The sequence below is a fragment of the Mesomycoplasma conjunctivae genome (assembly GCF_000026765.1).
In the GTDB taxonomy this organism is placed as follows: domain Bacteria; phylum Bacillota_I; class Bacilli_A; order Mycoplasmatales; family Metamycoplasmataceae; genus Mesomycoplasma; species Mesomycoplasma conjunctivae.
On record NC_012806.1, the window covers coordinates 410,367 to 434,334 of the forward strand.

The following is a 23,968-nucleotide window of genomic DNA, read 5'->3' on the forward strand; positions in this document are numbered from 1 at the left end:
AGTTATTTTTCCGTTTCTCTGCGATTTTTTAGTGCTTGTTGTAATGTAATTTTATCAAGGTAGTCGATATTTGCGCCAAAAGGAATCCCCGTTGCTAACTGACTGATTTTAAGATTTGCAACTACCTCATGTTTAGTGATATAACTTGTAACTATCAAACCATCAAGTGTAGATGAAATTCCCAAAATTAGTTCGCTATCGTTGTTTGCCATAATTTTTAGTTGATTAATCTTGTCATCAAGCGCGCTTAAATTTTTGATATTAAAATCACCAAGAACAAAATAGCGACCTTTGTACTCACCACTATTTTCAAACTTGGCAACAATGTCAGAATTTTCAACAACTAAAATTTTGTTTTCCCGTTGGTCATCTAGACAAATAGAACACAGTCTATTTCTACTTACAAAATTACATTGGCGACAATGCTGAAAATTTTTCTTTAAATTATACAATTCTTCAATAAAAGTATTGATATCATCAATAGGAGCGTCTAATAAAAAATGTAAAATTTTTTCCGATTGTTTTTTTCCAACTCCAGGTAAGATCTTGATTTTTTTAGCCAATTCTTCAAAATCATTACCATACATATTTTACATTCCTGATTGATTTGGCATTATTTTTTCATTTTCTTGATTAATTTTTTCAAGTGCCTCATTTAGTGTAATCAAAATTAAATCTTCAAGTGTTTCAATATCTTCTGGATCGGCTAAAACAGGGTGGATGGAAATCTTTTTTACTTCATAACCGCCTGAAATTACAAGTGAAATACCTTGTTTTTCAAATGTAAAATCAGTATTTTTTAAATTATTTTTTTTATTATCAATCTCTTTTTGCATTTTTCGAGCTTGATTTAAGAGGTCTTGCATATTCATAATTAAACTCCTTTAAAATCATTTTAATATTATATTATAAAAATTATTTTTGTTAACCAAAGATCATTTTGTCTAAATCTTCTTTATTGACAATTTTTTTCTTTGGTTGAGGAAGAGGTTTTACTGTAAACTCTATTTTAGATTGTTTATAGTAGTCAATTTGTTGCTTTGCTTGTTCAATCATATTTTTGCTAATGGCAAAAATATGAATTATATCACCAAAAATTTTTTCTAAATATTCTTGTAATTTACTATTGTTTTGTACAAGATCTAATATCTCACTATCAAAACTTTTGTCTTTTGAGCCTAGCAAAATAAAACTGTTATCAAAAGCTAAAATTTTTGATTGCTTGATAATTCTGATGATATCGATATATTCATCATCATATTCATAAGTTGAAATACCTTGATTTCACTTTTGTTGTACATCTTTTGAACTATCTTTATTTTGGCTAACAAAATCGCGAGTTAGGAAAATCAAATTGACAACCTCATCAACACTTAGATAGTCTTTTAGATGTGAATCTAAAGCATTATTGGTCAAATTTTGTTCCAAAATTGGGCTTGAATTGTGCTCAATTTGCTCCTCCTGTGCTAAATATGATAGATTATTTTCCATCACTTGTTCATTAAAATGCTCATCTATTGTCTCTATTAGCGATTGACTATCATTATTTGCAATTGTGGTTTCTGGGCTTGGGTAGCCCTCTTTTTGGCCATCAAAATTAGCAATTTCTTGTGATTTTTTTAAGGTACTAATTTTTGGTTTATCACTTTGCTGTGGGGTAGGAATTTGTACACTTATATTAGATTTTCAACTCTGTGATTGAAAGGGATTTTCATCTTTTGGACGCTGAAAATTAATTTTAATTTTTTGGTTGTCAAATTCTTGTTTATCGTTTGTAATTATAGTGTTTTCAGCAATTTTGCTTGGCAAATAACTAACAGGATTTGCATAGCTTTCAACAGTGCGGCTCTCTTCTTTTTTGGCAATAATTTTAATTACCATCATTTCTAAAAAACTATTGCTATTGTCACTATAAATTAATTTTTCAATTGTCTCGAAAATAATTTGCTGCAATTTATAAGCAAATGCTTTGTCAATTTTAATTTTATCTAAAATTTCAATATCACTATTAGATAATAAATCTGTTGAATGAGCGATGTTGTAAATTAGTCAATTTTTAATTAAATTTAAAATTGAGTTTAAAAATAGTTTGGTTTGTTTGCCTTGTTCAAAAATTTGCTTTAAAATTGCAAGTGATTCTTTGATATCTTCGGCATACAAGCTATTAATAAATTCAACAATTTTTTCATTCGAAGTTAGCCCAAAAAGAGTCTCAACATCACTTAAGTTGAGTTTACCATTGCCAAAAGTAGAGACTTGCTCGAGAATTGAAAGTGCATCACGAAGACTACCTTCACTTAATTTTGCAACCATTTCTAGGGCACCAATTTCATAACTAATTGCTTCTTTTTGCAAGACAAATTCAAGCCTTTTGATGACATCTTGGATTTGTACTTTGACAAAATTAAAACGTTGTAGTCTTGACAAAATTGTAAGTGGAATTTTGTGAACTTCGGTGGTAGCTAAAATAAAAATAACATGCTTTGGCGGCTCTTCTAGTGTCTTTAAAAAAGCATTAAAGGCACTAGTGGTTAACATGTGGGCTTCGTCCATAATATAGACTTTATAAGGCGAATTTTGCGGGAGATTAGCCACATTTTCAATTAGTTCACGAATTTCTTTGACACCATTGTTGCTCGCAGCATCAATTTCAATAATGTCTAATGAATTATTGATGTTTGCAATGCAAGTCTCACAAGGAATAAGCAGATCTCTTTTGTGTTGACAATTGAGTGTATTTGCAAAAATTTTGGCAAGCGAAGTCTTTCCTGTGCCTCGACTACCAGCAAACAAATAAGCATGAAAATATTGTTGACTAGTAATAATATTTTTTAAGCTTTGGACAATCAATTCTTGACCTACAACATCATTAAAAGTTTGTGGTCGATACTTACGATACCAAGCAATATATTTACTACTCATTGGCAATTTCCACTATTTTGTCCAAAAATTGCCCCACTTCTATATAAGCGACTACAACACCTTGAATTCCCATGTGCACAGTTACAACATTTGGTAGTAAGCCGGTGATGATTTTTTTAGTAGTCTTAGTTTGCAAACTAGTGACAATTTTGTCAATATTTTCATTTTGGGAGTGCAAAACTATTGGTAGATAAGATTCTTTATTTGTGAATTTAGCTTCTAATTTTTCAAACTCCTTGATAATGACTTTTTCAAAATTACGACCGATAGTTTCTTTTTCTAGTTTACCATTTTCTAATTTAATAACAGGCACAATTTTAAAAAGTCTAGCTGCAGCTGCAGCTGTCGGAGAGAGCCGTCCTGAGCGAACAATTGCATCCGTTGTAAAAGGAAATGCCAGTATTTTCCCTTTATAATCTTGGTTCATTTTTTCAAAAGCTACTTTAAAATCAACACCATTTGCAATATCTCGTTCAAAAGTTAGTAAATCTAAAACCATTAATCAAGTTAGTTTTAAAGATTTTACCACATAAAGATTATCAATTTTTAATTCAGCTAAAAAATTATATTGTGATGAAAAATATTTACTAATTGGGTAGACAACAACTTTGTCATATTCCTTGGCCAACTTTGTTAATTTTTCTGACATAATCCCATATGGAGTAGTTCCAGTTTTGATATTGGCATTTTTATTTTTGGATTGTTCATAGAATTGATCTTGATCTAAATTAATTCCATCTAAATATTCTTTATTATCAATGTCGATAACCAAAGGAAGAAAATGTCAGCCTAATTTTTCGACTTGTTTTGGGTTTAATCCTGAGGAGGAATCTATTACTATTGCTATTTTCATAAAATAATATTATAATCTAAATAATTTTTAATAAAAAAAATATTTTTTTTCTTATAGTATTAAAATTATATTATTATGAACTTTTTAAACTTAATACCAAATGATAATTTACAAAAAATAACTAGCAAAGAATTAAAGTTATCTTTTAATTTTTCTGTTGCTAGCTATGATTATAGAATTTTGACAATCAAGTTAGATGGTTTTGCAAACAAAATTAGTTATTCTGAAAAATTTTTTGATTGATTTGTTGAAGATTTAATTTACTTTTTAGATAAAAATGGATATGCTCGGCGTTGAGATTATCAAAAAATTTATATTGAAAATATAATAAGTTTAAATCTTGGAAAAGATGAAGACAATTTTGTATCAAAATTTAAATCAGTGACCAATTTTGATTTAATAGCCAAATAATTTATATTAAATTAACCTATAAATTTATAGACTTTTTAGGATGTAACGAAAATATGAAAATTTTTACTAATACAAAAACTAACCCTTTTATTACACTTGTACTTGAAGAAATGCTACTAAAAGATGAGACAATAAATGAAGATATTTTGTACTTTTATCAACATGATAATGCAATCATTATTGGTAAAAATCAAAATATTTATCAAGAAGTAAAATTAGAAGTTGTCGAAGCTGAAAAAATACAAGTTTATCGTCGACTCTCTGGTGGAGGCGCTGTTTATCATGATTTAGGTAATATAAATTTTTCTTTTATTACCGACAAAGATCAACACAGTTATGCTAAATTTTTAAATCCAATTATTGAGTTTTTTAATTCACTAGGTCTTCAAGCAGAATATAAAGGTAGAAATGATATTTTAGTAAATGGAGCTAAAGTTTCTGGTAATGCTCAAATTATATATAAAAACAAAATTGTTCACCATGGAACAATTTTGTTTAATGCAAATTTAGCTAAGCTATCTGAGGTGCTCATACCTAATAAATTAAAAATTGAATCGAAAGGAATTAAATCAATTCGCCAACGTGTTACAAACATTTTAGCAGAATTAAATAATGGTATGACCGATGGTGAATTTATTAAAAAACTAATTGAGTTTTTTGAAAATAAATATCACACAAGTGCTAGAGATGTAGTTGATGCATATTTAAATTCACCAGAAAAAAATGCTACTTTTCAACAGCTTAGCAAATTAAGAGGATCAAGTGAGTGAATTTTTGGGACAAATCCTGCTTTCAGCTATGAAAATATAGCTAAAACATCTGGGGGAATTTTAAAAGTTTTAGCTAATGTTGATAAAAATATAATAAAAAATATCAAATTTGAAGGTGATTTTTTATCACAAAGAGAAGTTGAAGATATTGAAAAATTATTAACTAATGTAGCTTATGATAAAAAAGAAATTCGCTTAATTTTGAGCCAAATTACAAACCTTGATGAATATTTTAGTAATATTAGCATTGATGAAATACTAGAATTAATTTTTGGAGAAAACAATGTTTAATCATGAAAAAATTATGATAAAAAATGAAGCAATTTATTGCCACTACGAAAATACAGGCCGACCAAAAGTCTTATTTTTACACGGTTTTAATTCCTCACATAGCTTTACTTTTCAAATTGATAATATTAAAGATAGAAAATATGACATTGTTAGCTTTGATTTTCCAGGTGCGGGCAAAAGTACCAGTAATGAAAAAATTGATATAAAGTATTATCAAGAAATCGCGCTTGAAGTGGCCAAACACTTTAAAATTGAAGAATCATTAGTAGTTGGCCATTCGCTCGGAGCTGCAAGCGCACTCTATATTTTAGAACAAAAATGAGCCAAAAAAGCACTCTTAGTTGCCCCATTAAATCCTTATATTTTGGAAGAAGCTATTAAAAATAGAGTTGAAATTCTTAAAAATTGATTATTGCCTGTTAGCCTAAGTGATGCTGTTGAGAGTATGAAAAGCTTGGTTTTTGGTAATAAAAATAACTATAAAGACCAAGTCAAAAAAATTGGTGCTCTCTTTTTCAAGATTAGTCAAACTAAATATAAATTATTAGCACCCATGGTTAATAAACAAATTTTAAACACTAAATGGTTAAAAGAGAATTTATTACCTTTATATGCATCTAGCTTGGATTACGAAATTATATCAGGTAAACAAGATTTATTTGTTCCAATTGGAGGGCTTGAAAAACTAGCAAGTGATTTTAGTAAAAAAATTACTATTTTAGATAAGTGTGGTCATGCTACCTTTTTTGAAAAACCTGAAGAAATAAATGAAAAAATTCACGAAATAATTTCTACATTTTAAGCACTATGATGTTTTAAAATTTGATCAGCTAGCTTTTTTGAAGCTAGTTTTTTTATTACTTCATATGCTAATTGAGCTGCTGAATTGGCGTTTCTAGCAGTGATAATATAGTCGCTAATTGTTATCGTATTTTCATTCCGAAGTGTTGTTTTTGGTAGATCATCGATTGGGTAGGAGCTAAAAGCTTGTTTTAAAATATTGTTCTCAAACAAAGCATTTGGTGCATCACAAATTGCAAAAACATTTTTTGCTTTTTCAAAAAAATGTTTAATAATTTCAAGGCTTATGACATCATTTCTTAATCGTCTAGCACCTTTGCCACCGGGGATAAAAATACTGTTGTAATCTTGTAGATTAACCTTGTTTTTTGTTCTTATTTGAGCTAAACCAAATTGACCAAAAACATTTTTGGACTCAGGATTAAAATAATCAATTTGTTGAAAAATGTTTGCTTTTTGAACTAAAGCAATGAAGGTGACTAATTCAATATCTTGAAAATCATCCATTAAAATTACTAAAAGTTTATTCATTTTATCCTTATTATTTAGAAAAAATTTGTTTAAGTTGGAAGTAATTTTTAATTGCTAAATATAAAAATAAATTAAATTTATTTTTATATTTAGCAATTTTTGATTCCAAATTATGTTCTTCAAAAGTTTTTAATAATTTTTCAAAAGCTAATTGATATTCTTGTTTATTTTTTATAATAACATTTTTGTTATTTCCAAAAAATAAATGAATCATGATGTTTTTAAAAAAGAATTCTTCAACTTCATTATTTCAAATGAAACTCAAGTTTTTTTTCTTGATTTCAGAGTACAAAATATTTAGGTTTTCTGATAAACCTTCGATTTTATTAACACTTTGTTTTTTAGAGATTCCTGATAAATTTAGGTCATATTTATAAAGTTTTTTATTAACAAAATAGGTATTTTTGGCACTCAAAAATAGCATAAATGTTACATAAGTGTCTTCAAAATCATAGCCTGTTGTAAATTTTATATTTTCTTCTTGATATCATTTTTTTAAAATAAGTTTATTTCAAATAAAAGGTGACGAATTAGAAATGAAGTCTATATGATTTTTAAATTTGACTTTTGCTATTCTGCTCAAAAAATTGATGACTGGTAGCTTGTAAAAAATGAGCGAAAATCTACTATATACAATTTGATAATCATTTTCTTGAATTGCTTTATTTAAATAGTAAATAGTTTTTTTGCTAATCAAATCATCAGCATCTAAAAAGTAAAAATATTTGCTTTGACATGAGTCGATGAGAATATTCCTTGCGTTTGCTACCCCCTTATTTTTGCTAAGTTTAATAACTTGATAATTACTTTTGTTTGCAATAAATTTTTCAATCATTGACAAAGAATTATCACTAGAATTATCATCTAATAAAATAACATTAAAATTAGGATCTACTTGATTTTCTAGACTTTTAAATAATCTAGATAAATATTTTTGCTTGTTAAAACAAGGAATTAAAATTGTAATTTTATTCATTTTTTGTAAAAATACCTTCTACTTTTTTGGCAATAAGATTGCTATTATCAATAGCTATTTGGGAAGAAGAAGCGATGCTAAAAATATATAATTTAACTTTTGCTTCAGTGCCAGAGGGTCTTAGAGCAACTCAAGATTTATTTTTAAAAAAGATTTGAATCATTTTTTCATTGTTTTTTCGGTAGTCAACAATTTCTTCAATTGGCAAGCCAAAATCAGTTTCTAAAAACTCATCAAAATATTGATTAATTAGTTTTTGCTCACCTTTGAAGTTAAAAGAATTTACTTGAGTTTGAACAAAACCATATTTTTGATAAATTAAATCAAGTGTTTTTTTCAGAGAAATATCTTGATTTTTAAGTATTTTTCAAAAATAATACATTATTTGAAAAGCATCTTTATCAAGCGATAATTGTGGAAAAATCAAACTTCCATAACTCTCTTCAAAAGCAAAAACACTTCCTTGATGGCCAACAATTTGCTCACCGATTCATTTAAAACCTGTTGGCACAATCATCGATTTTATATTATTTTTGCTAGCAATTAAAGCCGGTAGTGAAGAGCTGACAAAGGAGTAAATAATTAAAGGATTTGTTGAAAAGTGTTTATTTTTCAACAAAAAATAAACAAGTAAGCTAGCTTGTTCGTTGCCACTAAAGTGATAAAAAGTGTTGTTAGGTAATTTTTCAATTACACCTAAGCGATCAGCATCAGGATCAGTCACAAAACCATAGTCAATGTTGTTTTCCAACATTTTTTTCTCAATTAATTGGTAAACTTCTAATTCTTCAGGGTTTGGTTTGCTTGCAAAATGAAACTTGGTAGAAGCTGGCATTTGTTCACTTACATATGCTAGTTTAACATTGGCTTCTTTGGCGAGCAAGCTAGCCATTTTAGCGCCACAACCATGTAGTGGTGAGTAGGTAAAAGTGGGCTCTCAAGAGCTATCAACCTCGACAAAATTTGCTAGCTCTTTAACATATTCTTGTTGCAAATAATCGATTTTGATAATTCTTTTTTGATCAAAATGGATTTTTTGTCATTTGATTTTGCGCTTGGAAAATTTGCTGACTTTGCGAAAAAATTTGCTTAATTTTTCAACTTCATGATCTAAAATTTGGTAGCCAGCTTGATTATAGATCTTAATTCCGTTGTATTCTTTGGGGTTGTGGCTAGCTGTGATATTGACACCAGCGATTGCTTGTAGTTTGCCAATTGCATAACTTACTAGTGGGGTAGCAAAAAGGTTTTGGGAAATATAGACTTTAATTTTATATTTTTTAGCTAGAATATAGCAAACCATTTTGGCAAATTGATATGACATTTTGCGATTATCTCTACCAATTACCACCCCTTTTTGACGAGCATTGGGAAAAGTTTTGAGCAAATAGCGAGCTAAGCCGTCTGCGACATAAATAATATGGCTATGATTGAGTTGCTTAGCTTGATGACCTAAAATTGCCCTAATTCCTGCTGTTCCAAATGTTAACATCTCATTCTCCTTTATAATGAAAAAATACCATTTTAATTGGTATTTTTTCATTATTTACTAATTAAAGTATTTTTCTAATATTGTTGGCACTCTTCAAGTACCATCTTTTTCTTGATATTGTTCAAGTAAAATTGCAACAATGCGATCGATTGCTAAACCAGAGCCATTAATGGTGTGTGCATAAACAACTTTGCCATTTTGATCACGATAACGAATTTTGGCGCGTTGTGCTTGAAAATCACCACAATAGCTAATTGATGAAACTTCACGATATTTATTTTCTGAAGGCATTCAAGCTTCTAAATCAACGGTTTTTCTTGCAGAAAAACCTAAATCTCCAGTACTTAAGACTACTTTTTGATAAGGAATTTCTAATAATTCTAAAATATAGGCAGCATCTTCAACAGTTTGTTCAAATTCAAAAATTCCATCTTCTGCATTAGTAATTTTTACTAATTCAACTTTATGAAACTCATGCAAACGGATAATCCCTTTTGTATCACGACCACCACTACCTGCTTCAGAGCGGTATGATTTTGAGTATCCCACAAATTTTTTAGCATTTGCTAAATCAATAATTTCATCTTGAAAGTAATTGGTAATTGGTACTTCAGCTGTCGGAATTAATCAATGACTAGAGTTTTCGATTTTATAAAAATCCTCACTAAATTTTGGTAGTTGACCTGTCCCATAAAGAGATTTTTCTAAAATTAGTGTGTTTGGTAAAATTTCTTGATAACCACGACTTATGTGTGTATCAATCATTAAGTTGATGAGCACACGCACAAGTTTGGCAGCTAAATTTTTATAGATAACAAAGCGATTACCTGATAATTTTACAGCTCTTTTAAAATCCAAATAATCTTGATTAACACCAAAATCATAATGTGGTACAACAGGAAAATCAAACAATCTTGGAGATCCAACTTTAGCAATTATCAGATTATCATTTTCATCTTTGCCAACTGGAACTTCATCTAGAGGTAAATTAGGAAATTCTAAAATTTCCTTTTTGATTTTAGACTCAATTTCTAAAAAATCTTGTTCTATGTTTGCTAACTGTATCTTGATATCTTCGACTTCTTTTTTTAAAAGAGTAGCATCAACTTTTTGCCGAGTGAGTTGACCAATTTGCGCTGATATCTTATTTCTTTTGGCTAAAAGCTCTTCAAATTGCTTTTGAATTTGATTTTTTAGTAAAGCTTGTTGACAAAAATTATCAATTCGGCTAACATCAAAATTACGAGTTGCCAACTTTGCTTTGACTAATTCTTTGTTATTTAAAATAAAACGGATGTCCATATTAATTTATTTTTTAATGTTGTAAAAAGCTTTTCTACCTTTATAAGAAGCATGAGATGAAATTCTTTCTTCAATTAAGAGTAGACGATTGTATTTTGCAATTCTATCTGTTCGAGAAAGTGAACCTGTTTTGATTTGACCAGCATTGAGAGCTACTGATAGATCTGCAATTGTTGTATCTTCAGATTCACCAGAGCGGTGGGAAATAACAGCGGTAAAGCCAGCTTTTTGTGCTAACTGAATAGTATCAATTGTTTCACTAACAGTTCCGATTTGATTTAGTTTGATCAAAATAGAATTAATAGCTTTTTGATCAATTGCTTCTTGTAAAATTTTGGCATTAGTTACAGTTAAATCATCACCTACTATTTGGTGAGTTGTTCCAAATCTTTTTGTAAAGTTAATAAAACCTTGTCAATCAGATTCAGCAAAACCATCTTCAACTGAAATAATTGGGTATTTAGCAAATAGTTCACCAAAGTAGTCTAATAACTCGTCGCTTGTAAATCTAGTTTTGCTAGCTTGGAAACCTAAACGATTTTCAGAAATTGCTTTTTCAAGTTTTTTAAATGTATAAATTCCATCTTGGTAAAGTTCACTAGCTGCAGCATCAATTGCTATTGCAACTGCATTTTCACCATGAGTTGCTGGACTAAATCCAGCTTGTTTAATAGCTTCAACTAAAAAATCAAGTGCTTCTTCATGTGATTTTAAGTTAGGTGCAAAACCACCTTCATCACCAACTTGGGTTCCATGACCAGCTTGTTTTAATAATTTAGCTAATGTGTGGAAAATTTTATTGGCTACTTGAAGTGATTCTTTAAATGTTTTTGCTCCCAAAGGCATAATCATAAATTCTTGAAAATCAAGTGTATTTGATGCATGTTCACCACCATTGATGACATTTAACATAGGTACTGGAAGCTCACTTGGATTTGTTCCTCCTAAATAGCGATATAAAGGAATTTTTAACTCATCAGCTGCTGCTTTTACAAGCGCAAGTGAGACACCTAAGATAGCATTTGCACCAAGTTTTTCTTTATTTGCGGTTCCATCAAGCTCAATCATGATTTTGTCAAGACCTCTTTGGTTAATAACGCATTTTCCTACAAGAGCAGGCGCAATGATTTTGTTGACATTATCAACGGCTGTCTGAACTCCTTTACCACCAAACCAATTGTTTGCATATTGGGTATTTTGATCACGTAGTTCAAGCGCTTCACGAGACCCTGTAGAAGCTCCAGAGGGAACAATAGCTGATCCAAAACCACCTTTTTCAGTATAAACTTCAACTTGAACTGTTGGATTTCCTCTTGAATCAAGTACTTCACGTGCATGAATTTTAGTTATTTTTGACATCTTTTGACTCCTTTGTTGAAAAATTTATTGTATAAAATTATACTATTTTATTCAAAAAATCAATAAATATTTCTTGCTATTCTATATAGTTAGGCTTTGAAATCAAAGTTTGCTAATACTATTTTTTCTTAGCAGGATATTCTCCATAACCTTGACGAATTAATTCTAAAATTAAATCCCTAATTTTGGCAAGTTTGCCAGAATTGTCGTATTTAGATTGGTTTTTATCAGCGTTGTAATAGACCATAGTTAGCATATCAGAAGGTAGGAAATCTCGAGGTCCATAGAAATTTATAGTTCATAAAAAACCTCTACCTTTAATCGGATTTCCAAAAATAGTTTCAATTAGTTTTTCAAATTCACCTTTATTTTGACCAGTTACTGAATCCTTGATTGATTTTTTCAACTTTTCACCAAAAGTTGAACTAGGTGAAATTCCACCATAGAGCGCATTTGGGCGAATCAAAGAACCTGAGTCTTTAATTTTGTTTTCATATCCGTAAAACAGAACTGTAAGAATAAGACGATAAATTACTCTTCCTTGAGCGCTATCTTTGTAGTTTTTACTTGTAATTGAAGAATTAGTTTTATAAATTTTAGCTATTAGCTTTCCAATAGTAGATAATTGCTTATCAACCTGACCAGTTCCACTGCCAATAATTTCACCGAAAGTTAAAGGTTGACTAGGTACATGGTTAAGCGCTTTTAAAATTGGTGATGAATTAGTATCACCATCATTAGTAGTTCACTCATTTGCATATTTTAAAATAGTATCAAAAAAGTTTGCAAAAGTTTCAGCCGAAACTTGTTGTTTTTTGTTCATTTTTGCTTCTCGAGCACTTTTTAGTAAAATATCTGTTTTACTTTGTTCTTCTTCAGAAATCATTGAATCTAAAAGTGCGATAAAATCACTATTTGCAAAAAAATCAACTCCAGAAGCCGCTTGAATAATTTGTGTTAGCGAAGCTGGGCTAAAGTCATTTATTTTTTGAATTGCTTCTAAAACTTTGTCAATAACTTGAGAAACAATTCCTGGCTCTTCAATTCCTAAATTGACAACTTCTTGGAAAAATTTGGCAATTTTTTGATACTCAGTGTCTTTAATTTTATCAATATTGATATTCAGATTTTTAGCAACAACTAAGCTGACAACTTTTACCATATGCTCATCATTGACTGCAAACTGAAGAATTTCTCAAATATATTGCTTTAATTCTTTTTTAGCTTGCACACTTTGATTTTGAATTCAAGTTTTGATTAATCCAATAAAAGTAGTTTGATTCTTAAACTTATCAATATTTTGCGACATAAATGTTAATAGTTTAAAAATAAATCTAGAGTGTCCAGATTGCTTGATAAAATTAGCAATGAATTTTTTAACATTAGCTTCGGCATCTTCGATTTTTAAACTGCTAGTTAAACTGGTTAAATCTAATTTATTTATGAAGGTTTCAATAATTTGTGAACCCAAAATTTTAGTTGCTAAATTAGTAATATTGTCTTGATCATTTTGTGAAATATTTGTGTCAAAAGTAATTGCTAATTGCTTAATTAAATCTACTATAAAAGCTTCATTTAGTAACTCATTTTGTAATAATTTTAGATCAAATTCTTTTTGGTTAACTGAAGATTCTAAAAATTTGGATAAAATGGAAAGTATTTTGGAAATTAAACTATTTTCTATTTTGTAGTTGTCATTTTGTGTTGATTTATCTACATTTTTTAACAAAATTTGCTTAATTCATTTAACAAGTGAAGCAACCTCATTAGAGCTAATTTTTGGATCTTCGATTTTTAATATTGTATTAAAAATATTTGCTAATGAATTAGCAACCTTATCATCAGTTGTGATGTTGGCAACAAAGTTGGCAACTAGTTTTTTAAATTCTTCTTTTTTTACAATTGAGTTAATAATTTTGAGTGCTGATAAATCAGCATCTTTTTCTTGAGCCGCAATTAATTTAAAGACACCATTAATAAATTCTTTTGAATTTGGGCTCTCAAATAAACTAGTTAGTAAAGAAATAATATCTTGACTAATATTTTCAAGACCTGCTCTTGTAAGTGCTAAATCAATATTTTTCTTAACAAAATCATTATTGATAACATCAATAATTAGATCAGGAATTTTATTTTCTTGCTGATTATTTTTGTAATATAACTCGGCAATATCATAAATTATATTTCCAACTAAAATATCAATTGATTGATTAATTTTTAAAGTTTTTAAATTTAGTTTATTTGATAAAAAATCTGATAGAATATCGAGTAACTTAGTAATAATAAGTGGTCTTTGTTTATCAAAAGTTGAATTATTTTGTTGACTAGCACCAGAAATTATGTTTCTAATTTCTGGTTTGGTAGTGTGATTATCATTTGTTTTTGTAAACAAATTAGTATATTGTTTTTTTGCAATATTAGCATTTGAGTTAACAATTTTTTTAGCAATTTCAACTAGGGTTTCAATACTTTGCGATTGCAATTTAATCCCAAATTCTTCAAGCAGACCATTAGTTAGATCCCTAAAATTAGACTCAATTTCTAATTGATCTAAAAATACTGAAAGTGAGTCTTCAACGAGTTTGTGCTTATCTTTTAAAAAGTTAGCAAATAGGTCTAAAAGTGTAGCAGATTTTTCTTGATTAGTTTTATTAAAGATATAAAGGAGAAATCCTTGTAATAAAATTTGTGTTTCATCTGAGCTAACAAATTTTTTGTAAATCTCAACAATTGTTTGTCGAATTTTAGAATTTTTTATTAGCTTATCTAAATTAAAAGTTTTGACAATTTCATTTCCAATTTCAGGTGATTGGATAATTTCTTGAACTAAACTACTCAACTCTGAAATGCTTAAATTGGCAGAATTGTTAGGCTCTTGTTGATCTTTGCTGTTAATATTTGTAAAAATACTACTAAAATCTTTGATCAATTGGTAGGCATTATCAAAAGTTAGAAAGTCGCTAGCATATGATTTGTAAAATTGTTGTACTGTAAGACCACGTTTGATTTCTAATCATTGTTGCTGAGCTTTAGCAATTTTTTCATTATTGCCTTCTAACCTAACTTGCTCATATAATTCTAATTTTGTTTTTAATTCTTGGGCATTATTTTGGACAAAATTTTTTAAACTTTTTGCTGTTTTTTCAACAAAAGTTGCCAAAATATTACCTTTTAAATGCGCTTCTATTTGCTCTAGTTTAACATCATCACCATTGTGAGATTGTCATTTTTGTGCAAAATCTTTTAATATTTCTTTGATAAGTTTAACTGATGTTTCAAGCGCTTGTTGACTTAAATTGTATTTTTTGACAAATTTTGCGATAAGTTGTGCAATTGCATTTAAAACTTTTTCATTATTACCATTTTGACCTATAAAACGATATAAAAGGATTTTAAATGTATCAGTATTGTATCCAGTTAATTGTAGAGCAAAAGCATCTAAATCAAGAGAAGATTGATACTCATTTCTATGAGTTATAAAAAAATCAGTTAAAAGGTTTTTTACCAAAAAGTCTATATTTTTATAGTCTTCTTTGGTTAAAAAATCCTTAGCTGCTTCAAAAATTGGTCGGTAATTTTCAAAATCTTTACTATCAGAAACAATGGATTGAAAATCAACAGTTTTTAATAAAGGATAACCTTTTTGAATAAGATTTTTAATAATATTTACCTGGTTTGCATCCAAGTTTAAATCTAATAAATCTTGAATTACAAGGAAAATATGATCTTTTTCACTAAAGAAAGTTTTAAATGCGGCTTCAAATTTGCTAGAAAAAATCTTAGCAAAAGCGTCAACGTTGTGTTTATCAAATTTAATATTTTTGAGTTCGTTGGCAAGCGCAACACTTACTGATCGGATAAATCGACTAATTGCTTGACTACGCACAAGAGTATCAGAAATACCAAAAAGAAAATCAGCGGCTAATTTTTTGTCTTCCTCTGACAAGTTCAGTGTTAATCTTTTGTTAATCACATCGACTAAAAATGAGGTAAAAATTGGTTGTCTAAGTGCTTCGGAAGCAAAATTTTGCGTAAAATTAATGACTCTTCGTTGATTATCATCACGACTTAAAAAGGTAGAAATGACATCACCAAAAGTTTTAGCATCATTGTATTTTTGATAATTGAGGATAAATTCACTAAAAACTTCGTTGACAAATTTTCGCAAGGAAGGAAAATTGAAAATAACTGCTAGTTTAGATTTGTCTTGGCCTTCTAGATTAAAAAGATTATCAATTAAGAGCTCCTGAATTGCGCTTTGTCCAAATAAGCTAGCAAACAAAATTGAGCGCACTTCGGTTTCGTTAGTTTGAATTACATCGCTTTTGACAAATTCTTTGTAAGTTTCGACTAGATTTTCTTCGGTAAGTAGATTTTCCTGAATATATGAGAGTAATTTAGCGATGGTAGCTTGACTTCATTCTTGATTATCAACAACTTTTTTAATGTAATTGGCAAGATTTGACAAAGCTTTACTAAAAAAGTTGGAATTAACAAATGTTTTTAAGAATTCGACAAAATTGGTATTACCTTGGTTTTCTTTTTTAAAGAAATTAACAATTAATTGCTTTAAGACTTCATTAATTTGTTTGTTTTGACCTAAAATGTTGACAAAACGCTGCAATAAAAAATTACCATTGTCAACAAAAGAGAGAATTGCATCTTTATTAGAAGCTGCAAAAGGTTGCAAGTTTTTCTCATTTTCTTGTTCATATTGTGAGTTTTTTGCTACAAAATCATGTTTTTGCTGATTAGTTAAAAATGCCAAAAGTTGTTCGTTTGTTGCAACATTTAAATCACGAGAATAGCTGTCTAAATCTTTGTTGATGTATTTGCTATTTCAAGTAGGTAAAATATCTTCGAAAGTTTTGTTGCCAAAATTATCTTGATCAAGGGCTAATTTGAGCAAAAGATCTTGAGCCATTTTTTTATAACCCTTGGTTGAAGGGTGAATATCAAATTCATTTTTGGCAAAGCCATTTTTAGCATCAGCTCAGAGCTCATCGTTGAAAACATTGACATAATTTAATCCATAATTAAGAGCAGTTTCCTGAATGATTTGATTTAATTTGCTAACTGCTTTGGAACCAAAATTGTCTTCAAGAGCTAACTCGTTAATTAAAAGATGCTCTAAAAATTTGACACTTGTGCTACCTAAATGATCATAACCAAGCAAACTAATGTGCAAATTAGGATTAATTTCTAGGAGTTTACCAACTAGTTGCGCTAGGTTATCTTTGACTTTTACAAATGCGGTTTCAACATTTTTAACAAAAAGTTTGCCAAGTTGTAGTTTTTCTTCCGCTGATGCACCAAAAGTTTTTGATAGCAAACTAAAATCAAGACTTTGAATAAAATCGTTTGCTCCCAAGGTTAAAGTTAGCAAATTAGCATCTTTGATTTTTGTAATAAATTTAGGGTAACTAGTAGCACTAAAGTCACCAAATGTATCACTAATTTGTTGTCCAAAAGGTGAATTAGTAACCTGATTTAAATTAGTATTAAATTTAAAAAATGATTTATCTAAGCTTGCATATTTTGGATTACTTGCATCTAAAAGATACAATCAATCTTCAATTGTTGTTCCTGAAAGAGCTAAATTATCAAAGGAAACCAGAGAATCTCGATTAAGTTGTTGTAAAAAATGTGCAAAAAACGCTGGGTATGAAAGACCACTAACTTTGCCCTTTTCTAGCTTGCCACGAAGATCTAAAAAATAATCAAAGTTAAACCCAGCAGTCACTGAATCACCAATTGCTAAATATTTAACTTTGGATAAAAGTGTTGTTTTTCTTTTTGATTTATTAGATTTTAAGTTTTTAGTTTTAATTTTTTCATTACTTGTGATACTGCAAGCAACAGCTGCTACTGTAGTTATACCAATAAGAGCTGTACCTGCCAATGTTTTAATTGATTTATTAAGAATTGAGTTTTTAATTTTCATTATATATTACTCCTAAAAAGTATTTGTTTATTTAAAAAAATACTTTTTAGGAGTAGTTAATAATTTTATAAAGGTGTCATTTGATATCAAAAAAAGATAAAGATCTATTGCGATTTTTATTATCTAATTTATTTAAAATTTTTTGATAGTTATTTGTGAATATTAGTTTAATAATTTGTTGTTCGAAGTTAATAAATATTTTGGTAAGTCATTTTTTAAAAGTGTTTTTAAGAAATTTATCAAACAATTGTATTGTTTCTTTTATCTGTTTTGTTTTTTTAATTCACATGATAACCTCCAAATATAACTTAAAATTTTACCATTTTTACACAAAAAACAAAAATTATATTTGTTGGAATAATATCTAAATAACTAAAATAAAATCAAAAACTATATTTATTATTTTGATTTTATTTTAATAATTGTTGCCTTAATAGTTAATAATCTTCCTAATTTCTAAATTAAAAAAACTAGCAAAAATCTTACTAGTTTTTTGATTTTAATAAATGAGTTTTAATATCTTAATTTTAGTGAAAAAGGTTTGACTTGAAGACGAAAAATTCTTGGTTTTTGTTCAATTTCTTGTTGTTTTACTTGAATAGTTGAATAGGTGTAGCTAAATCCTTGAGGTAACTGGTTTGTCTTTGCTGCAAACTTTTTGATATTATTATCATATTTAAGAACAACACTTTTTAATTGAGGTGTTTTCTCACTAGATGTACTAGTGCTCTCTTCTGGCAAATTATTATTCAAACTCGTTGATTTGCTCAATGGAGTTTGAATAAATTCTACAATTAAATCACGAGTTACATTTTTGATTTTGCTATTCAAAAATGTTTCCAAGTAAGGTTTGTTAAGCTCAACAAAAATTTGTTCATCTTGAAAACTCAAATTTGCTTTTGTAGTTATGATTTGAAAATCTCTCAAATCTTGAGGTAAGTCACTATTTTCAATTTGACTTTCAACTAAGACTTTTTGATCTTGTTGACTAACATGTTTGATGTTGATTGATTCTAGCTTTAAAAAATTAGCTCCTTTAATTTGACTACTATTAAATAAAGCACTATTGTTTTTAACCACCCCTTTTACATTATAAAATTCTGGTTGGCTTTGAGCATTCAAACCTTTAAAAGTAGCAACTGTGGTAACAATGGTGTCTTTTTTAGCCAAGAATTTATCACTAATAATTTTAATTGTTTCATAACCGTTAATATCAAAATCTACTTCTTTTGGTAAATTGACTTCTTGATTAGAAACACTATTTATCAATGGCAAATTATTCCCTAGTTCATTTTGGGTAGCGCAACTAACTAAAAATGAAACAAAGGGAATGCCTAAAAAAGATACTAGAGTTTTTATTGCTTTTTTCATTAGCAATACTCCTTCCTAGGTAAGCACAAATTATACCACAAAATAGTTCTTAAAAGTTAATTTTTTCTACTAAAAGCGCTCCACCTTGGTTGATTGATTGATATTGTAAACTACTACTATGCTTGTCAAGCTCACCAATAACATCGGTAAAAATAATGCTTTGCCCTTTAAACTAGGACAAAAAAAATTAACAGTTTAATATTATTTTAACATCATAGCATATTGCTGTGGTGTTTTTCAATTTAAAATCGATTGAATTCTATAGTTGTTGTATCAAAATATATAATCTGCAATTATTTTTTTCAGATCTTCTAAAGTTATTTTACTGTAGTCTAACTCGTTTAAACATTCACTTTTTATAATTGAAAATCAGTATTCAGCCTCTCTATTATCTAGTGAATTTCCTACACGAGACAATGAAACAGTTCCTCCCATTTTATTTATTTTGTCAATATAGATTTTTGAGGTGTATTGAAATCCATGGTCTGAATGAATAACAAAATCTTTATCAATAGAGCTAAATGTCTTTATATTATCCATAACTAAATCAAGATCATTGTTTAGAGATAATTTAAAATCTCTGATTTTTTTAGTTTTATGCTCAATTATTACAGACAAAAATACATGACTATCCTTAACATCTTTGGGAGCTTTTATGTATGAAACATCAGTAGCAAAAATATTTCTATTTAATTTATCATTGTAGTCGCGTTTAACAATATCGGGCAGTGTGAATTTGGTATTCTTAATTTCGCTCTTTCTTCTTTGTTTTCTAATTTTGCATACTAAATTCAATCTTTTTAAATCTCTTCCAAGACTTCGAGGGTTAATGTAAATATTATATTTCATAGAAATATAAGCACTCAATCTTAAGCGACCATATCTACCTTTGTTATCAAGAAAGGATTTTTTAATTATTGCGTCATTTTTGTGCTCCCTTACTTTTGTAACTCTAGTTTTAGATTTTGCCACTGCTTGTCTGCATACATTAAAAATTTTTGCAGATTTGCTAAAGGAAATATTTAGTTTTTTGGCTTCACTAAGTTTTCCTGATTTTGATTTATTTTTGTTGATTTCGTAATATCTCTTAGCTATTTCTATTAATTCTTCTTTTGTAAATTCGTTTCAATCGGGTTCAATTGATTTTTTAGGTTTGCCACTTCCTGGCTTTCTATTTGCACCCTTTTTATCTAATAATTGATCTTGCATACCATTATTATAGTATATAATAATTTTTTTGATTCTTCGAACTAGCTGTTCTCTGGTTATAAAATTTGTATCTGGCGAAATTTCATTTACATAATTTATTGTTTGTTTTAATCCAAATTCATTGTAAATTTTATAAATCATATCAAACTCGTCTTTTATAAAGTGTCTTGACATTAGTATTCTCCTTTTGTTGCATTTGAAAATTTAAAAAAACTAACACTTTTGGTGTTAGTTTTTTCCTAAACTTAAACAAAAAAGCCAACACCTTAGTGTTAATTTTTTTTGTCCTGGTTTACTTTGCCTGTAATAAAAATTGCGCTTTGACAATTAGAGCTTAAAAATGAAGACAAACAGGTAGGTAATTTGGCAGCAAGCTCTTGCCGATCAAAACCATGAAAATCAAACTCAAGTGGACAACTTGTAAAATAGTTGTTTTTATGAAGTGGTTGACTGGCAAGCTCTTGTTGCGCAAATGCACTATGTGATGAAATGATCTCATCATCAAACAAAGATGATCGGTAATGATCTTCGTTTGGTTTTTTATTTTTGACATTGGTTGCAAACATAAGTTCCTCGCCCGGCTACTTTTAATTTCACAATTGTTTGTTGGCAAACAGGGCAGGGTTTGCCAACTTTTGTGTGAACTTGTAAAAAATTTTGAAAAGATCCTTGCTTAGCATTGAGTGAAGTATAAGAATTAATCGAAGAGCCTCCTAATTTAATTGAGGCTGCCAAAATTCGTTTGGCATTTTCAATTAGTAATTTAACTTCTTGAAAATTGAGTGTCTTGGCAATTGTCAAAGGTGAAATTTTTGTTGCAAAACAAATCTCATCAGCATAAATATTGCCAATTCCACCAATTAATTTTTGATCCAGTAATACTGCTTTGATAGTTTTATTAATTTTTTGTAATTTTGCAAAAAATTGTTCAACATCAATGTCAAAAGGTTCGCTAGCAACATTTTTTAATGGTGCTAAACTATACAAGGATTCTAGTCTTCGAAGATGAAAAGTTCCAAATTTGCGGCTATCATTATAATTGAGCACACTCTGGTCACTAAAAATAAATTGGAGATAATCATGAGCAAATCATTTGGCTGATTTATAAGTAAAATATTTGCCATTCATTCTCAAATGAGAAATAATAACTTTATTATTATCTAAGAAGATTAGAATATGTTTAGCATGATTTTTGATATCAATAATTGTTGCATTTTTCACTTCTGCAATAAAATTTTTAGGGCTTATTTCCTTGATGAAATTATCACTACGAATTTTGATTTGAGTAATTTTTTTACCAATAATTTTTTGCGAAAGTGCGCGTACTACGGTTACAACTTCTGGTAATTCTGGCATTATTTATCAAGCTCATCTATTCGATCCTGGTGGCGACCACCTTCATATCTAGTATCTAAAAACTTGTTAACAAAGCTAATAGAATCTTCTTTGCTATTAAAACGGGCAGAGAGTGCAAGCGCATTGGCATCATTGTGTAGTTTTGCTAAATAAGCATCATTTTCACTTGTAATTCTTGCAGCTCTGACATTTTTGAAGCGATTGAGTGCATATGACATACCAAGACCAGTGCCACAAATTCCAATTGCTAGTTCATCTGGATTTTCTAATAAATGGGTAGCTAATTTTTTACCATATGTTGCATATGAGGTAGAAGTTTCATCACTAGGGCCTAAATCAATAATTTCATAACCTTGTTTTTGGTAGTAATCAATTAATTCTTGTTTTCGTTGAAAACCTGCATGGTCGGAGGCAAAAGCTATTCTTTTGTACATAATTGTCCTTTCTTTACAACAAAAACAGAATTTTCATTCTGTTTTTGTTGTAACTATTTATTCTATTTAGGGGAAATCAAATCAAGTGATTCAAGATATTTAATAACTTGATGTTCAGTTTCAAAGTTGACAACCTTTTGAGCAATTTCATGCATTTTTTTGTACTCAAGAGTTGAAATTAACTGTTTTACTTTGGTAATACTGCTAGCTGACATTGAAAACTCATCAAGACCAAGACCAAGTAGAATTGGTACAACATTGACATCACCAGCCATTTCTCCACACATTCCTACTCATTTATTGTGTCTATGACCTGCATCGATAGTCATTTTGATTAGTTTAAGAATTCCAGGGTTTAATGGTTGGTATAGATAAGAAACTTTTTCATTCATTCGATCAGCTGCTAATGAATATTGAATTAAATCATTAGTTCCAATAGAGAAAAAGTCTACATGGTGAGCAAATTGATTCGCCATAACAGCAGCGATTGGAATTTCAATCATAATTCCTAATTTAATCTCTTCTTTTTTAGCTATTTTTGGATAAATAAATCTTAATTGTTCATAAACTTCATTAAATACCTTTTTAGCAGCAAAAAATTCGTTTAAAGTTGCAATCATTGGAAACATAATTGCAATTGGTCCGAATTCGCTTGCACGAATAAGTGCTCTCAATTGTGTGGCAAGAATTTCTTGTTTATCAAGTGAGAGTCTAATTGCACGATTTCCTAAAAAGGGATTTAATTCTTTGTTGAAATTGTAGTATTTTAAGGTTTTATCACCACCAATATCTAATGTACGAACAACTACTTTTTTACCAGCCATAGTTTGTAAGACTTTTTTATAGGAATTAAATTGTTCATCTTCTGTTGGTCAATTTGAGGCATCCATGTATAAAAATTCACTTCTAAAAAGTCCAATTTCATCAGCATTAGCTTTTTGTGCACCCTCTGCATCTTCAACAGAACCAATATTAGCTGCTAAAACAACTTTACGCCCATCAGCAGAAATAGCTGGTTTATATAAAAATTCATCAAGTTTTTTCTTTCCCTCAACATAGTGAGCATATTGTTGGGCAAAATCAGCAAGTTCTTCTTCGTTTGGGTTAATCACTCCTTGACCACTATCACCATTAATTGCTAAAACATCACCATTTTTAACTTGTTCAACAATGTTGGTTAAACCTAAAATAGCTGGAATTTCTAAACTTCTAGCCATAATAGCAGAGTGAGATGTTCTTGATCCAACATTTGTAGCAAAACCTTTGACAAATGAATTTAGTTGTGCTGTATCAGAAGGTGTTAAATCATCAGCAACAATAATTACATCTTCAGAAATACTTGAGAGATCTAAAATGTTAATATTCAAAATATTTTTGCTAATTCTAGAAACAACATCTTTGATATCGGCAATTCTTGCAATTCAATACTCATCTTGAGTATCTAACATGAATTGAATTCTTTGTTTAGCAACCGTTTTTAAAGAATAAACAGCATTATATTGTTGTCTAATCATATTTTTAACATCTTCAGCAATATCTGGATCACTAGCTAAAAGTGCATGCGCTTCAAGAATTTCAAGTTCTTCTGGTTTTAATTTAGTCGCTTTTTGCTTAATTTGTTCAATTTGAAAAACAGATTTTTTAACAGCATCTTCAAATAATTTAATCTCAGCATCAATGTCACTAATTTTAGCATCGTTGACATCAATTTTTATTTCTTCTAATTTAAAAACTTTAGCAACTGCTACTCCGCTAGAAGCTCCAATACCTTTAATTTTTATTGATTTCATAATAGTACCTCTCAATTTTTTAGGATAACTTATTATACACCAGAAAGTCAAAAAAATAATTTTTTTGAATTAATTATTTCGGTTTATAACTTTAAAAATACAACTATAATTTTATCATAATTTTTATCTTTATAAAGGTGATATTAAATATTTTTA

At 28.9% G+C, this 23,968-nt stretch carries 19 protein-coding genes; 3 read left to right on the forward strand and 16 right to left on the reverse strand.

Annotated elements, in window-relative coordinates; translation table 4 throughout:
• Nucleotides 1–2 precede the first annotated feature (2 nt).
• Genes MCJ_RS01825 through MCJ_RS01840 form a run of 4 tightly spaced genes read right to left on the reverse strand, consistent with a single transcriptional unit; the run spans nt 3 to nt 3,775 of the window.
• A complete protein-coding gene (locus MCJ_RS01825) occupies nt 3–587 on the reverse strand; it encodes a toprim domain-containing protein (protein WP_012751586.1) in 585 nt (194 codons plus the stop codon).
• Between the two features lie 3 nt (nt 588–590).
• Nucleotides 591–872 (reverse strand): YbaB/EbfC family nucleoid-associated protein, encoded by a 282-nt coding sequence (locus tag MCJ_RS01830; RefSeq protein WP_012751587.1) that lies wholly within the window; start codon nt 870–872, stop codon nt 591–593.
• A 52-nt stretch (nt 873–924) separates the two neighbouring features.
• Nucleotides 925–2,922, reverse strand: coding sequence for a DNA polymerase III subunit gamma/tau (gene dnaX, locus MCJ_RS01835; RefSeq protein WP_012751588.1), 1,998 nt, complete (start codon nt 2,920–2,922; stop codon nt 925–927).
• Entirely contained in the window at nt 2,915–3,775 is an 861-nt protein-coding gene (locus tag MCJ_RS01840; protein ID WP_012751589.1) for a DegV family protein, read from the reverse strand. Before MCJ_RS01840 ends, dnaX begins: the two co-directional genes overlap by 8 nt.
• 75 nt (nt 3,776–3,850) lie before the next feature.
• Between MCJ_RS01840 and MCJ_RS01845 the strand changes: the two genes are divergently transcribed.
• The 3 genes from MCJ_RS01845 to MCJ_RS01855 are packed head-to-tail and all read left to right on the forward strand — an operon-like array spanning nt 3,851 to nt 6,049.
• Nucleotides 3,851–4,186 (forward strand): hypothetical protein, encoded by a 336-nt coding sequence (locus MCJ_RS01845; protein WP_012751590.1) that lies wholly within the window; start codon nt 3,851–3,853, stop codon nt 4,184–4,186.
• Between the two features lie 53 nt (nt 4,187–4,239).
• Nucleotides 4,240–5,247: a lipoate--protein ligase gene (locus tag MCJ_RS01850; protein ID WP_012751591.1), complete on the forward strand. Its 1,008-nt coding sequence runs from the start codon at nt 4,240–4,242 to the stop codon at nt 5,245–5,247.
• Nucleotides 5,240–6,049 carry an alpha/beta fold hydrolase gene (locus MCJ_RS01855; RefSeq protein WP_012751592.1) on the forward strand — a complete coding sequence of 270 codons (810 nt, stop codon included), beginning with the start codon at nt 5,240–5,242 and terminating at the stop codon, nt 6,047–6,049. The genes MCJ_RS01850 and MCJ_RS01855 overlap by 8 nt, the downstream gene beginning before the upstream one ends.
• Here the strand turns inward: MCJ_RS01855 and MCJ_RS01860 are convergent.
• From MCJ_RS01860 to ptsP, 12 genes are all read right to left on the reverse strand, one after another.
• A complete protein-coding gene (locus MCJ_RS01860; RefSeq protein ID WP_041594516.1) occupies nt 6,046–6,579 on the reverse strand; it encodes a DJ-1/PfpI family protein in 534 nt (177 codons plus the stop codon). The two genes, MCJ_RS01855 and MCJ_RS01860, sit on opposite strands and share 4 nt — an antisense overlap.
• A 10-nt stretch (nt 6,580–6,589) precedes the next feature.
• The gene (locus MCJ_RS01865) at nt 6,590–7,555 is read right to left on the reverse strand and encodes a glycosyltransferase family 2 protein (protein WP_012751594.1); all 966 of its coding nucleotides are present in this window, start codon (nt 7,553–7,555) and stop codon (nt 6,590–6,592) included.
• A complete protein-coding gene (locus MCJ_RS01870) occupies nt 7,548–9,047 on the reverse strand; it encodes a phosphohexomutase domain-containing protein (RefSeq protein ID WP_012751595.1) in 1,500 nt (499 codons plus the stop codon). The genes MCJ_RS01865 and MCJ_RS01870 overlap by 8 nt, the downstream gene beginning before the upstream one ends.
• Before the next feature lie 57 nt (nt 9,048–9,104).
• The gene (gene serS, locus MCJ_RS01875) at nt 9,105–10,349 is read right to left on the reverse strand and encodes a serine--tRNA ligase (RefSeq protein ID WP_012751596.1); all 1,245 of its coding nucleotides are present in this window, start codon (nt 10,347–10,349) and stop codon (nt 9,105–9,107) included.
• A gap of 6 nt (nt 10,350–10,355) precedes the next feature.
• Nucleotides 10,356–11,708: a phosphopyruvate hydratase gene (eno, locus tag MCJ_RS01880; RefSeq protein ID WP_012751597.1), complete on the reverse strand. Its 1,353-nt coding sequence runs from the start codon at nt 11,706–11,708 to the stop codon at nt 10,356–10,358.
• A 118-nt stretch (nt 11,709–11,826) separates the two neighbouring features.
• A complete protein-coding gene (locus MCJ_RS01885) occupies nt 11,827–17,652 on the reverse strand; it encodes an SGNH/GDSL hydrolase family protein (RefSeq protein ID WP_012751598.1) in 5,826 nt (1,941 codons plus the stop codon).
• 513 nt (nt 17,653–18,165) lie between these two features.
• Nucleotides 18,166–19,023, reverse strand: coding sequence for a hypothetical protein (locus MCJ_RS01895; RefSeq protein ID WP_012751600.1), 858 nt, complete (start codon nt 19,021–19,023; stop codon nt 18,166–18,168).
• A 201-nt stretch (nt 19,024–19,224) separates the two neighbouring features.
• Nucleotides 19,225–20,406 (reverse strand): IS3 family transposase, encoded by a 1,182-nt coding sequence (locus tag MCJ_RS01900; protein WP_012751307.1) that lies wholly within the window; start codon nt 20,404–20,406, stop codon nt 19,225–19,227.
• Nucleotides 20,407–20,504: 98 nt separating this feature from the next.
• A complete protein-coding gene (locus MCJ_RS01905) occupies nt 20,505–20,798 on the reverse strand; it encodes a hypothetical protein (RefSeq protein ID WP_012751601.1) in 294 nt (97 codons plus the stop codon).
• The gene (mutM, locus tag MCJ_RS01910) at nt 20,773–21,588 is read right to left on the reverse strand and encodes a DNA-formamidopyrimidine glycosylase (RefSeq protein WP_012751602.1); all 816 of its coding nucleotides are present in this window, start codon (nt 21,586–21,588) and stop codon (nt 20,773–20,775) included. The genes MCJ_RS01905 and mutM overlap by 26 nt, the downstream gene beginning before the upstream one ends.
• Nucleotides 21,588–22,022: an RpiB/LacA/LacB family sugar-phosphate isomerase gene (locus MCJ_RS01915; protein WP_012751603.1), complete on the reverse strand. Its 435-nt coding sequence runs from the start codon at nt 22,020–22,022 to the stop codon at nt 21,588–21,590. Before MCJ_RS01915 ends, mutM begins: the two co-directional genes overlap by 1 nt.
• A 62-nt stretch (nt 22,023–22,084) precedes the next feature.
• Entirely contained in the window at nt 22,085–23,812 is a 1,728-nt protein-coding gene (ptsP, locus tag MCJ_RS01920; protein WP_012751604.1) for a phosphoenolpyruvate--protein phosphotransferase, read from the reverse strand.
• Between the last annotated feature and the right edge of the window lie 156 nt (nt 23,813–23,968).